The sequence below is a fragment of the Caballeronia sp. BR00000012568055 genome (genome assembly GCF_029439455.1).
In the GTDB taxonomy this organism is placed as follows: domain Bacteria; phylum Pseudomonadota; class Gammaproteobacteria; order Burkholderiales; family Burkholderiaceae; genus Caballeronia.
In genome coordinates this window covers 1-13,736 of the sequence record NZ_JAQFVG010000001.1, presented here as the reverse complement: position 1 = coordinate 13,736, position 13,736 = coordinate 1, and the positions used below count along the sequence as shown (strand labels likewise).

Below are 13,736 nucleotides of genomic sequence, written 5' to 3'. Positions count from 1 at the left end.
CCGCCGCGCGTCATGAATTTGTCCTTCGAAGTTCTTCAGGCACTCGATGCGATCGATCGCACCGGCACCTTCGCAAGCGCCGCCGAAGCGCTGCACAAAGTACCTTCATCGCTGTCTTATCTCGTGCAGAAACTGGAGATGGATCTCGGCGTCAAGCTGTTCGATCGAACCGGGCGGCGCGCAACACTCACGCAAGCGGGACGTGTGGTTGTCGAAGATGGCAGACGTCTCTTGCAAGCCGCCGCCGATCTCGAATGCAAGGCGAAACGCGTGCAGCATGGCTGGGAAAAAGAACTGCATATCGCTATCGACGAGATCATTCCGTTCGGCATGATGTGGCCGCATGTGAAGGCGTTTTATGCGTTGCGGCTGGACACGCATCTTTCACTGTCGAAGGAAGTGCTTGGCGGTTCATGGGATGCGTTGCTGACGCGCCGCGCGGATCTGATCGTCGGTGCGGCGGGCGACCCGCCTGCCATTCCCGATCTCGTTGCCAGGCCAATCGGTGCGCTGCGGCATGTGTTCGTGGTCGCGCCCGATCATCCGCTGGCGCGCGAGTCCGGACCGCTTACGCTCGATCAGGTCGCGCGTCATCGCGCCGTCGCTATCGGCGATACTTCGCGCAAGCTCGCGCCCCGCACCATCGCGCTGGCTGACGATCAGGAAGTGCTCACCGTGCCCACGCTCGAAGCCAAACTCGCCGCGCAACTACGGGGCATCGCGGCGGGCACCATTCCCGAATGTCTCGCGGCGGAGCATCTGGCAAGCGGCGCGCTGGTGCAGAAGGAAGTCGCCGGTATGCGCGACGTCACGCACTTCTTTCTCGCGTGGCGCAATGAAAACGTGGGCCGCGCGCTGTCATGGTGGGTCGAACAACTCGACTGGCCTAATCTGATCGATGATGCCTGTCGTCAGCATACCGAAATGAATAATTAATCACACGCGGCGGGTTCCTCTTCCGCGCTGCGCGACAGAAGCGTCTGTGCCGCGCGATAGTCGCTCCAGTCGCGTCCTTCGTGGATGGACTCGCAGACCGTCGAGAGCACGCTGACTGCATCGGCATATCTGCCTTGTCGATGCCACGAACGCGCGAGACTGGTGGCCGCGCGCAATTGCAACGAGCGGCAACCCTGTTTCGATGCGATATCCAACGCCATAGCGAAACATGCCTGCGCCTCGTCTGCTTGCGTGTCCGATAGCAACTCACCGCGTATGCGCACAAGCTCACTTTCGAACCATCGATCACCGGTCGCCGCGCATCGATCGAGTGCGCGTTCTGCTTCGGCCAGCGCATCGTCACGCCGGCCCGCGCGCCCAAGCGAGCACGCATAGCGCGCGACGAGCATCGCGCGGGGCGCTTCGAAGCCGAGCGATTCGAGATCGTTCAGCGCCGCGCGATACGCGTGCAAACGTTCGGTATCCGTATCATCGAATGAATGCAGATATTCGCTGAAGGCACGTGCGCAGGCTTGCGCGACATTCAGGCCCGCACGCGCGGCGACATCTGCGAGTGCATTGATAGCGCGCGCGGCTCGATCGACGGATGCGGACAACAAAGCCAGCGGCACCCAGGCTTCGATCAGCACATACACGTCACGATAGCCTGCTGCCGTTCGATCGCTTCCGCTGCGCACGCTTCGGCCAGCGCCAGCCCTCGCTCGCGTTCACCTTGCAGCCATAACACGCGCGCCAGCGTCGCACCGCCGACCACGCGCTGATCGATCGAACGTCCCAGCGGCAAACGCTGCCGCATGCCGCGCGCGTGCGGCATAAAGCGTTCGAGCGATCCACGCGCCTTATCCTGCTCACCCGCATACGTCCACGCAATGCCCGTTATTCGATGCCCGAGCAACACGTCCGTCGCGTCTTCATCGCTATTTTCGGGAGCGAGCGCAGCAAAGCGCCGCGCGAACGACAATGCGCTCTTCACTTCGCCCGCACTCTGACACGCGTTCCACATACCCCACAAGGCTCGCGCTTCGAACGAACGGTCGCCAATAGCAATCGCCGATGCAAGCACCGCAGACCACAACGCACGCGTTTCCTTGTCCGGCCCATGCACATAAACGAGCGATGCCGCCAGCGCCGCCTGCACGCGCATCCGCACCTGCTCATTGCGTCCATCCGAACGAGCGAGCCAGCGGCGCGCGCACATGCAGCACTCATCGACCAGGGACAACTCGAACAACAGCGTGAGAAATTTCACCGCCAGCATTTCGCCGATACGCACATCGCCATTCGATGAAAGCGTCCACACGAACGCCGCGCGCACATCATCGAGCACATCGCGGCGATCACGTTGCCACGATGCTTCGGAAGGACGCGCGTCGTCATCGACGAAATCGAGCAGGCTGGCAAAATAACGCGCATGCGCGAGCGTGATCGTGCGGCGCTCGCCGTTGTCATCGAGCTTTTGCAGCGCATAGGCACGCGTGGTTTCGAGCAGCCGATAACTCGCCGCGCCGCTCGTCACCTGCGTCACCACGAGCGACTTCTCGACCAGTCCCGAAAGCGCGGCGATCACATCGAACTCGCGCAAACTGTTGTCCTGCACGATCGCAATCGCCGCTTCCATCGTGAAGCCATTGGCGAACACGCCGAGCCGCCGCAGCGTGGTGCGTTCGGCATCGTCGAGCAGAGCGTGACTCCAGTCGAGCGTTGCCTTGAGTGTTTGGTGACGCGGCAAAGCGGTGCGATTGCCACCAGTAAGCAGAGCGAAACGATCGTCGAGATGCGCAGCGAGCGTCTCGATGCCGAGCACCGCCGCACGCGCCGCGGCGAGTTCGATCGCAAGCGGAATGCCGTCAAGCCTGCGGCATACGGTGCCGGTCAGGTGCAGGCTTCTGTCTTCCGATGAGAACCGCGCGTCGAACGAGCGGGCGCGTGTGAGAAAGAGTTGCACAGCACTGCTGAGCAACACGGCTTCGTGCGCGACGCTTTCTTCGGGCACATCGAGCGATGCAACCCAGTACACGCGTTCGTTCATCACGCGCAGCGGTTCGCGGCTGGTCGCCAGCACGCGCATGTTGCCACTTGCGCTCGCGAGCGCTTCGGCCAGTTCGGCAGCGGGACCGATCACATGCTCGCAGTTGTCGAGCACCACGAGCATGCGACGCTCGCCCAATTCCCTCGCGATGCGCGCGGCCGTCAACGTGCCGGTCGATGGCCTTACGCCCAGCACGCTGGTCAGTGCAGCAAGCACGCTGGACGCATCGGCGGCGGATGCGAGCGGCACGAGATACACGCCATCGGGGAAATCAGGCAGCATCGCGCGCGCCGCTTCTACCGCCAGACGCGTCTTGCCGATACCGCCCGCGCCCACCAGCGTGACATGACGCGACAGCTCCAACGCCTGCGCGATATCGCCAATGGCCGACTCACGCCCGATCAGCGTCGAGCCATTGCACGGCAGGTTATGCACGATATCGCTCGAGGCTTGAGACGCGAGTGCGGGCTTAAGCGCGTCATGCGTGAACGTCTGCGCGCGCGCCAGCCGATAACCGCGCCCGGACACCGTCTGCACGAGACCGCGATTTTCGCCCAGCGCCTTGCGCAACGCAGACATATGCACTTGGAGATTATTTTCTTCGACGATCACGTCCGGCCAGACCAGACGCATCAACTCGTTCTTGGAGACGAGCGCGCCATCGGCTGCGGCGAGCACGGCGAGAATATCGAATGCACGGCTGCCCAGGCGAACGGTCTCGCCATCGAGCCAAACAGCTCGACAAGCAAGATCCACCTGTAACGGTCCAATGCGAATCATGGGGCGGCTCACTCAATGACGGGAAAGGTTCGAAAAGCCAACGGGACGCCGTGCGTCGAGCCGCCTGATGGCCTTCCCAAAGTCTAGAGCAACGGCCGCTTGCGATGCTTGGAAAAATGCGAACGGATTGTTCGATCCTTTCGATGCGTTCGATTTATTCGCTAAGAAATTCGGCTAAGCGTTTAGCAAGTCACGCCGTCTTCCTCAAGTTCGCTTTCATCGTCCATTTCTAGCAAGCCGCTAATGGCCGAGGCGAGAATCATCGCGCGCGCATTGCCGGGAAACTCACCGCGCGAACGCGGCTTGAATACGATATCGTTTCGGCCGATCGCCGCGCCCGTAATCGAGCAGCGTCCGATTACGCGCGCACGGCAGCGCGTCCACACCTGATCCACGTAACGGCAACGCGTGGCGTCTTGCCAGAGAATAGTGATGGTGCGCGCCGACAAACGTTCCAGTACTTCGATCTGCGCGTTGCTGAAGCCCGTCTGCGCTTCGCTGCCGCGTGGCGCGCGCTCCGTCGAACGCGGCGTGCGGCGCTCCCCGATTGCCCGATACGCCTCCGGACGCGTGCGCAACGCGCGAATGACGTGATCCCAGACCGCACCGGGCGTATTGCTTGTCGCGAGTTCGGCACACGCCAGGCGCGGTGCGCTATCACGCGGATATGTCAAACACAGGTCACTGCGCATCGTGCTTCTCCCGGTCATGGTCAAGCTCGCTTTTCACTGGATAGTCCATTTGAGAATGCCGAGCGGTTATAGCACGCGGCATGCCCGGCTTGACGTTGAACTCTTCCGGTCGTGTCCCGATAGCTTAGCGTTAGAAAAAATACCTGACTCGCTAAACATTCTTAAATATCCTTAAACAGAAATCGTCTGATGCTTTAGCGCGCTTTAGTCTTTTTAGTCTTTATTGAGGCTGAGATAAGCGTGAATCTGACTGACGACGGCCGCGCCATCGCCGACGGCAGACGCCACACGTTTAGCCGACTCCGAGCGCACATCGCCAATCGCAAAGAATCCGCGCACATTCGTTTCCAGCGCGAAACGCTCGCCGCGTTCATAGCCAGTTTTGACGAAGCCGCGATCGTCCAGCGCAACGTCTCCCGCGCCCAACCGATCGGTCTCCGGGTCTGCGCCGATAAATAAAAACAGATGCCGCGTCGCGATGGTTTCCTCTTCGCTTTCTTTAAGCACGGTTACTTGAGTCAAACCTACTGCGTCTCCATCGAGTGATGAGAGTACGCAACGCGTGCATAACGTCACGTTCGGCAAAGAGCCGATGCGTTCGATCAAATAGCGGGACATGCTCGCGCTCAGATCGTGTCCGCGAATCAACACGCGAATGCTTTTGGCGAAATTGGCGAGAAAGACGATGGCCTGTCCTGCCGAATTGCCGCCGCCAATCAACACGATGTCTTGCCCTTTCACTAATCGCGCTTCAATGGCCGATGCCCAGTAATACGTGCCGCGCCCTTCGAAACGCTCGAAGCCCGCCACATCCGGCCGGCGATACGATGCGCCACTTGCAGCCACCACCGTGCGCGCGCTGACGCGCTGGCCATCGGTCAGTGTCAGCGTGAAGATGTCGTTCGTACGCTCGACGCATTGAATCTTGCCGGGAATGGCAAGATGCGCGCCAAATTTCAAGGCTTGCTGGAACGCGCGTGCGGCAAGCGCCTGCCCGGAAATACCGGTTGGATATCCTAAATAATTTTCGATTCGCGCACTCGCGCCCGCCTGCCCACCCGGCGCGCGTTGATCGAATACCGCAACGGAAAGCCCTTCCGTCGCGGCATAAACCGATGCAGCAAGACCCGCAGGCCCCGCGCCGACGATCGCCACATCGTAGATATGCGATTCTTCGAATGCGGGCACGAGGCCCAGACACGACGCCAGTTGCGCTTCGTCCGGGGCACGCAACACGTAGCCGTTGGGACAGAACACGAGCGGGAAATCTTCGGGACCGGTGGTGATGCCTTCGAGCAGCGTCACGGCTTCGGAATCGCTGCGCGCATCGATCACGGTGGCGGGGTGCGCGTTGCGCCTCAGGAAGCATTGCAAACGGATAAGGTTCGAATCATCGCCATTGCCGACAATGATCGGTCCCAATCCTTGCTCGATAAGACCGAGCCTTCGCAGGATCAAGGCACGCATAATGTGCTCGCCGAGTTGCGCATCCGCGACGATCAACGCGCGCAATTTTTCCGGCTCGATCACAAGTGTTTCGATATCGGTTAAAGCAATGCCGAAGATCAACGCAGGTTTGCCGGAAAGCTGCGCCATCTCCGCCATGAAATGCCCATCGTCATGTTCGGTGATAAGCGTTGCGCCCCCGAAGCGATCGCGTGTTTCGATTCGTACGCGCCCACTCAGTAATACGAACAAACCCAAAGCGACCTTGCCGGTTTCGAAAATATAGTCGCCTTGTCTGAACGACATGGGCTGCGCGAATCGTCTGATGCTTTCTATCTCTGCATTCGACAAGCGCGGAAACATCTGGTGCTGCCGATACTCAAGCGATGAAAACGGCACTTCGAGTTCCGAAGGCGCAACGCCAGCGATAAACGGTGTAATCATGGCTTCGATAGTAGAGATCGCGTTACCAGCCGAATTTGAGTTCCGCGCCGACATAGTCGGCATTGCGCGCGCCCAGATCGCGCAGTGATGAACCCACTTGAAAATGCACCGCTTCGAGCGCCGCAACGAGATTTGCGTTGACGGTGTAGTCGGCGCGCACTTGCGTATAAAAGCCGGTCCATCGAGAACCGTGGCCTGCGGTTCCCGGCACTACGGCGGACCCTTGTCCATAGACCGCATCGGCCGTGGTTTCACGCCATTGCAGACCGACGCCCGCCAGCAAGGAAAGCTTGTTATTGGGCGTTAGCACCAGAGAAGGCTTGATATGCACCAAGTTCGTATAACCCGTATAACCCGCCAGCGAAAAGTAATAGCCGTTAGGGAATAAAGGATTGAAGGTGCCGAGCGTGCCATCGTTCGGATGCCGGTCACCCGACGCCGCATCGACCTGCAAGCCGATGCGCGGTGTCCAAGGCGCAGACGCGAACGTATAACCCGCCAGCGAGCCGATTGCCCACGCGCTGATCGTCTTGCTGCCAACGTGGCCCGACTGATACATTCCTTCGATATCCCAATCGATATGACTGACGTTGCCCGCATAACGTACGTCGAAGACATCGCGATGCTCGTCGCCGGTGGCATCGAGAAAACGGGCGTTTTTGCGGTTGTAACGCGAGAAATAGGCAGACAGATCGCCCGGCCCCACGTTCTGCCGCTCGGCACGAATGCCGCTGAATGTGAGGTCGCGATTGGAAACATCGTCGAAATCGGAATTGAATCGGTATTGCACCGGTTGCGTCGCATATGCAATCCAGCGCCACGGACCGATTTCATAATCGCCCCAGATCCCATCGAAAGCCTGACGCACGTTGGGTCCGTCGCGCACGGAAATAAAGCGCTGCAAGTCGAAGGCCATTTCCTGGCGGCCCACGCGAAACTTCACTATGCCGCCCGCTAAAGGATGCGTGAACGCCACAAAGGCCTGCCGCAGATCGAGCGGGTTCTTATCAACTGGCGTGACATTGTCCTTGCCGAACGGACGCGCGTCTTCCAGTTGCGTAAATACCTGAAAATAAGGCCCCAAATGCACATCGGCATGCACTTCGAGGCGTTGCAGAAAATAGGTGTCGTCGCGGCCCGAGCCTAAGCCGAACAAGGGCGCATCGTTCATTTCGAGCCGCTCGCGCAATACCATGCCAAGCGACACATACGTATCCGGCTGACCGAATAACGGAATGTATTTGAGCGAATCGAGTGGACGTTTTGGCACGCAAGGATTCGCGAGCACCGACCAGTCTTCCTGCCAGCGGTTGAACTTGATCACCGGCCGCGCGCAGTTCGTGGCGGGCGGCGCGACGCCCGGTGTCGTGCTTCCGTCTTTGCTGCTTAAGGCGGTATCGTCGGCGTAAGCGCGCATGGCCATCACGAGTCCGGCCATGAGCGCCACGCCCGCGTGCTTAGCGGCCATCGTGCACTTCAGCGATATAACCGCCGGGGAATTCGACGATCGCGGTCTTGCCCGTTGTTGTCGCATACGGCGGATACAGCACCTTTGCGCCTGCCGCCTGCGCGCGTTCGAGCGTCGCGGCGACATCCTGCACCGCATAGCCGGTGGTTTCGCGGCCGAAGGGGAATGGCAGCTTGCCATCAGTGACGAATACGAGCATGCCGCCGAAATTCGATTCGATCCGAATCACACGTATCGTTTCATTCGGACGACCAATTATTCCGGCATCGGCATGCGCTGTATCGGAGACGATCTTGCCGTGCGAAAAACGCAGCCAGCGCTTGACGAAATTATTGGCTTCGACACGCGACACATACACGCGATTGTCAGGCACGCTTTGAAGCGGCGCATAGTTCGGCGCTTTCGTATGCCAGTAAAGCTGCATCGTCAGGCCGCCGGGCCATTGAATGATCGCGTCCTTGCCAATGGGGTCATCGAATGGTTCGACGATCACGTCCGCACCCGCGGCGCGCGCGGCTTTGACGGCATCGTCGATATTGGTGACGAGATAGCCCGTGCGCTCGTTGCCGAAGGGATAGGGAACCGGCGTTTCGAAACCGAACACAGAGAGCATGCCAACGGGCGTCTGCACGTATTGCGATGCCGTCTTGCTCGGCGTGGGCGTCACCGTAAATACGGCCTTTTGCGAGGCCTTTCCGCCAAACGTTGCGACAAAGCTTTCGACAAAGCGATCCACATCCGCCGACGCTACATACACGTGCGTCGTGTCGTATTGGGGTCCTACGGATACATTGGCTTTGAGCGGCGCGGTAGAAATGCCTTCGTCGCGCGGTCCATCGGCCGAGGCTGTAAGCGGTGCAACGCTAAGAAAAGCCGCCGTAGCTAAAGCGGTAATACTTGCAAGCATATTCATGTTGTGACTCTTCGATATAAACGATCAGGAAACGAAGGTAAGCGCAAGCAAGAGCGCAATAGGCAAAGCAAGACCGATGAACGAAACATGCACGAACGCCAGCGCACCCAGAATTGCGCCAATGGCAAAGCTGCTCATGGCAACAAGCGTGGTGCGAAGACGCGCAAGCACTTGCGGCCCTTGCCCTTCCTGCGCACCGTGATGCGTCAACTCGACGATATCGAGCACCACCTGTGTGACGTTGCCCGTCATCACCGTATTCGGCAGGCCCGATGCACGCAGCACCTTTGCGCGCGCGTTCTGCACGCCCATCGCGGTGGCGCCGAGCACGCCGCTTAGCAGCACCATTGGCGCGGAGGCATCGACGATAGGACGCGCAAACCAGCAAGCGGCGAGAAACATCAGGAGCAGGAACGCTTGCCAGACATGCAGCGCATTGGCCGAGTCGGTTACGCCTCTTTTTTCAAGCACTTTCGTCAGCACACTCGCCGATGCAACGCCCACGATAAACGCGGGAAACGCCAGCAATTTCAGCAACACGCCCTGCCCCACGCCCGCGATCTCCGCGCCGATCAACACGAAATTGCCCGTCACATGTGCGGTGAACAAACCGAACAAGGCGACGAAGCCTAGCGTGTCGACATAACCGGCGACGAAGGCAAGAATGGCTTCTTCGTGCTTCTTCACGGCTTTTTCGGCGCAGCGGGTTGATCGACCACTTGCTCCTGCACAAAGAATTGCGCCTTTACTACGGGAATTGCATGCTCGCCTAGCACCATGCCAAGCAATCCCGCAAGCGCAATCAGCGGCGGCGCGGGCGATTGCACTTTCAACAGCCAATAAAGCAGCCCGACGCCAAAGCCCACGCCTAAAGAAATCACGTAACCCATGTCTTTACCCTTCCTTTAATTCGCCCATTCCGATCCCAACACCAGCCCGCAAAAGTTCAGGCGCTTGTAATTCGGGTCCGCGCGATCCAATACATCTGCATTCACGGTGCCGAATGTCGTATCGGGGCGTTCCAGCATGCCGCGCGCATACGCTTCGATGATCTTTTTCTTAAAGCCCTTTTCACGCGGATAAGCCGCCACGACTTCGTCGCGCTGAGTCTTTGTGAACGCATGAAAACGCGCGCCGCGCAAATCCATCTGCACGCCGGCGTGAATCAAGGCAACCAGCGGCGGCATATGTTCTGGAATGCCTGGCGTCGTATGCAAAGCAATTGCGGTCCATACCAGTTCGATATCGCGCGCATCGATCGCATGGCTTTGCAGAAATGCGCGCGCTTCGTTCGCGCCATCGACTTCGAAGCGTAAGGACGAACGTTGATACTTCGTTTTAAGGCCAGCGTTATGAAATAGCGCAGCAATCAGCAAGAGTTCGAGATCACATTTCAGACGCACCGCTTCGCCCAACAGCGCGGCGAACAAAAACGCTCTCAACGCGTGATGCAAGAGCAAATCCGATTGCGCGCCGCGCATAAGATGCGTCGCTTCTTGAGCCATTGCGCTGTCGGGTATCCGCACGCCCGCAATGCTTGTGCTCATGTTCACGTCCTCTCGCAGTCCAGTTGCCCGTGACGATGGACACGCGATGCCGTATCGCGTGGTCGATACCGTCAGAAGCAGCGTATCGATTTCGCCCTTTAATGGCCTTGGGCGAAGCTTAAAAAGTCTTAAAACGTGAGTTCGTGAAAGCGCCTTACGCCTTCTCGCAACCAGTCAAGAAAACTGTTTGAATCATTCGATCCATTCGACGGCGTGGCCAATAAGTTCTGATCGCTCGCGCGATGCTCCGACAGCAGCCGGCACATTTCCTTCATCACTTCGGGACGCTTGGCAAGCAAGGGCGTCAAAGCATCTTTATCCAGCCTATAAACGCTGGTTCGCGTGATGGCTTTGACGGTCACATTGCTTTGCACGCCCGCGAGAATGCCTGACTGTCCGACAGAATCGCCGGGCGCTAGGCGTCGCACTTCGATTTCGCCTGCATCTTTAGGCACGGTCACATTCGCCACGCCATGCGCAATGATGTAAAGCGCGCGCGATTCGACGCTGCTCGCGGCGTAAATGATCTCGCCAGGCTCATAGGTCTGATGCGCGAGCTGGCCCGTTAGCGCGGTTATATCCGCGTCGCTTAGCGTGCGAAATATCGCTACGCTTCGTAACAAGCGCTGCGCTTCATCGACTGATTGCGCGCCGATTTGCGGCACCGATAACGGCCTTAAGACCACGCCATGCGAATTCAAATGCCGATGCGCTAAGTCGAACAACGCATTACGCGCAGCAACTTTCTTATCAAGCGAACTCACATAGCAGACGATTTCATATTTGATCGAATCGTTCGTCGCACGCTTGACGCTGACCAGCGGCGCAGGCTGCACCAATACATCGATACAACTCACCGCCGCCTGATTCAAGGCATCGAGCACAATGGCCGGTCTGATCGAAGGCTCGACCGGCATCACCACGCTGATGCCGTGCGTATCCAACGGCTCGTTCGCATTGACGATATTCGTGCGCGCCGCCACGCTATTCGGAATGACGACGACATTTCCCTGCCCGTTCAGCAAACTCGTCGCCCGCCAGTTACTCTCGATCACCTTGCCTTCCACTTCGCCGATCGTGACCCAATCGCCAAGCCGAAACGGTTGCGTCGCATTGAGCACGATGCCGGAGAACACATCGTTGAGCGTGCTCTGGATCGCCAAACCGAGAACAATCGCAAGCGCGCCCGATGCCGTCAACAATCCGCGTACCGGCAATTCGAGCACGAGGGCAATCGCCGCCACCGCAGCGGCCAGATACACCAGCGCGCCTAAAACATCCTGAAATAAGCGCTCTTTGTGCCACGCCTCTGGCAACACGATGCGGTCGAGCATGATCGTCACGAGTCGCGCGCCTTGCAGCCACCAGACCAATTCCAGCACTTGCGCCAGCAAATGCCGCAATGGTTCGGCAAGCCGAGGCGCAGCCCGCAACGGATTCATGCCGAATGCAAACAGCACATACGTGGACAGCGCGAACATCAGCGCACGAAAAGCCAGGCGCGTCTGTTCGCTCTTGCGATTCATTAAACGCCACGCAAGAAAATCCACTAAAAGAATGCCGATACCAAGCAGCACGCCATCGGTGAGAGTTGGCATCGCGCGAGGCTCAGAACGCGAAGCAACTACAGCCGAGCGCGCCCCAAAAGCCATTGGCATCGCTCACAGGAACGTTCTTGCGCCACGCCAGAGCATGCGCGTGTTGATGCACGCCGCAAAGGTTCACGCAGCCATCCGCGCACGCCACAGCAGCCGGTTTATAGCGGCTATAGCCACCGAATTCCGCCACCGGCGACCACGACGGACTCACCGGCAAATCGGGCGGCCCGAGTGCTTTGAATTCCTCGTCCGCATAAACGATCTTGCCGCCCACCACCGTCATCACGGAGTCGAGAAACTTGATGCGCGCCTCGTCGATCGTGAAATAGTCTTCCGACAGCACGGCAAAATCCGCGAACTGTCCCGGCACCAACGCGCCCTTGCGATCGTCTTCGTTCGAGAACCACGCGCTGCCAACCGTATAGCGCCGCAGCGCTTCCATTCGGTCCAGCCGATCCGCTTCGTCATACATAGCCGTTCCGCCCACGGTCTTGCCCGAAACCATCCAGTAGAGCGAAACAAATGGATTGAAGCTCGCCACACGCGTGGCGTCCGTGCCTGCGCCCACGGGCAATCCCGCATCGAGCATATGGCGCATGGGCGGCGTGCGCTTCACCGCATCTTCGCCATAACGATGAATGAAATATTCGCCCTGATACGCCATGCGATGCTGAATTGCAATGCCGCCGCCCAGTGCGTGCACACGTTCGATATTCTTCTGCGTGATGGTCTCGCAGTGATCGAAGAACCAGCGTAAGCCATCGAACGGAATCTCTGCATTCACGCGCTCGAAGACATTCAGAAAGCGCTCGATCGACTCGTTATACGTCGCATGCAAACGGAACGGCCAGCGATTAGCCGCGAGCAATCTGACGACCGCTTCGAGTTCGTTTTCAAGCGTGTCGGGCAAGTCGGGGCGCGGCTCGAGAAAGTCTTCGAAGTCGGCTGCGGAGAACACCAGCATTTCACCTGCGCCGTTCACGCGCAGGAAATCATCGCCTTCGCCGGGCTTTGTCAGCTTGATCCACTTGGCAAAGTCGTCGAGTTCTTTCTTGGCGTTTTGCGTGAACAGGTTATACGCGATGCGCACCGTCAATTCATTATTCTTAGCCATATCCATGATGACCGCGTAGTCATCGGGATAAGACTGATAGCCGCCGCCTGCATCGATCGCACTCGTCACGCCCAAGCGATTCAATTCGCGCATGAAATGGCGCGTGGAATTGCGCTGCTCATCCGGCGCGAGCTTAGGGCCTTTAGCAAGCGTCGCATAGAGCAAACCCGCATTGGGCCGCGCGATCAACATGCCGGTCGGATTGCCGCGCTTGTCACGTTGAATTTCTCCACCGGGCGGATTAGGCGTGTCCTTGGTATAACCGACTGCGCGCAATGCGGCTGCATTCAACAAGGCGCTGTCGTAAAGATGCAGGACGAACACCGGAGTGTCCGGTGCAATCGCATTGATTTCTTCGAGCGTGGGCCCACGCCGCTCCGCAAACTGAAATTCATTCCAGCCGCCGACTACGCGTACCCATTGCGGCGCGGGCGTGCGCGCCACTTGTTTTCTTAGCATGTCGAGCGCATCGGACAACGAAGGAACGCCGTCCCAGCGCAACTCCATGTTGAAATTCAAACCGCCACGAATAATGTGCAAATGGGAGTCGTTGAGACCGGGAATGACCGTGCGTCCCTTCAGATCGATCAATTGCGTGGCGCTGTTTGCGTGACGCATCACAGTTTCGCGGCTGCCCGCAGCAAGCATGCATCCATTCGATACGGCGATGGAATCGGCAAAGGAACGCTTGTCGTCCTGCAAGGCAATCTTGCCATTGAAGTACACGGCATCGGCCGGCTTGAGATCG

Annotated in this window: 12 protein-coding genes; 1 reads left to right on the top strand and 11 read right to left on the bottom strand. The window is 58.8% G+C overall.

Annotated elements, in window-relative coordinates; translation table 11 throughout:
* Window positions 1-12: 12 nt before the first annotated feature.
* Entirely contained in the window at window positions 13-936 is a 924-nt protein-coding gene (locus P7F28_RS00055) for a LysR family transcriptional regulator (RefSeq protein ID WP_277182231.1), read from the top strand.
* Here P7F28_RS00055 and P7F28_RS33680 read toward each other — a convergent pair.
* From P7F28_RS33680 to P7F28_RS00005, 11 genes are all read right to left on the bottom strand, one after another.
* Window positions 933-1,634 carry a hypothetical protein gene (locus P7F28_RS33680; protein ID WP_306805643.1) on the bottom strand — a complete coding sequence of 234 codons (702 nt, stop codon included), beginning with the start codon at window positions 1,632-1,634 and terminating at the stop codon, window positions 933-935. The genes P7F28_RS00055 and P7F28_RS33680 overlap by 4 nt on opposite strands.
* Window positions 1,580-3,766: a winged helix-turn-helix domain-containing protein gene (locus P7F28_RS00050; RefSeq protein WP_306805642.1), complete on the bottom strand. Its 2,187-nt coding sequence runs from the start codon at window positions 3,764-3,766 to the stop codon at window positions 1,580-1,582. Before P7F28_RS00050 ends, P7F28_RS33680 begins: the two co-directional genes overlap by 55 nt.
* 182 nt (window positions 3,767-3,948) lie before the next feature.
* Window positions 3,949-4,476 carry a DUF3331 domain-containing protein gene (locus P7F28_RS00045; protein ID WP_277182230.1) on the bottom strand — a complete coding sequence of 176 codons (528 nt, stop codon included), beginning with the start codon at window positions 4,474-4,476 and terminating at the stop codon, window positions 3,949-3,951.
* 195 nt (window positions 4,477-4,671) lie between these two features.
* Window positions 4,672-6,348 carry an FAD-dependent oxidoreductase gene (locus P7F28_RS00040; RefSeq protein WP_277182229.1) on the bottom strand — a complete coding sequence of 559 codons (1,677 nt, stop codon included), beginning with the start codon at window positions 6,346-6,348 and terminating at the stop codon, window positions 4,672-4,674.
* Window positions 6,349-6,370: 22 nt separating this feature from the next.
* Complete coding sequence (locus P7F28_RS00035; RefSeq protein ID WP_370467198.1) at window positions 6,371-7,771, bottom strand: alginate export family protein; 1,401 nt, start codon at window positions 7,769-7,771, stop codon at window positions 6,371-6,373.
* A 34-nt stretch (window positions 7,772-7,805) separates the two neighbouring features.
* Window positions 7,806-8,723: a glyoxalase gene (locus P7F28_RS00030; RefSeq protein WP_370467197.1), complete on the bottom strand. Its 918-nt coding sequence runs from the start codon at window positions 8,721-8,723 to the stop codon at window positions 7,806-7,808.
* 30 nt (window positions 8,724-8,753) lie between these two features.
* A complete protein-coding gene (locus P7F28_RS00025; protein ID WP_277182226.1) occupies window positions 8,754-9,416 on the bottom strand; it encodes a YoaK family protein in 663 nt (220 codons plus the stop codon).
* On the bottom strand, window positions 9,413-9,619 hold the full coding sequence (locus P7F28_RS00020) for a DUF1427 family protein (protein WP_277182225.1): 207 nt from the start codon (window positions 9,617-9,619) through the stop codon (window positions 9,413-9,415). Before P7F28_RS00020 ends, P7F28_RS00025 begins: the two co-directional genes overlap by 4 nt.
* 15 nt (window positions 9,620-9,634) lie before the next feature.
* Complete coding sequence (locus P7F28_RS00015) at window positions 9,635-10,276, bottom strand: HD domain-containing protein (protein ID WP_277182223.1); 642 nt, start codon at window positions 10,274-10,276, stop codon at window positions 9,635-9,637.
* Window positions 10,277-10,404: 128 nt separating this feature from the next.
* Entirely contained in the window at window positions 10,405-11,874 is a 1,470-nt protein-coding gene (locus tag P7F28_RS00010) for a mechanosensitive ion channel family protein (protein ID WP_277182222.1), read from the bottom strand.
* 10 nt (window positions 11,875-11,884) lie between these two features.
* The coding region (locus P7F28_RS00005; RefSeq protein ID WP_277182221.1) for an amidohydrolase at window positions 11,885-13,736 on the bottom strand (1,852 nt) is incomplete at its 5' end.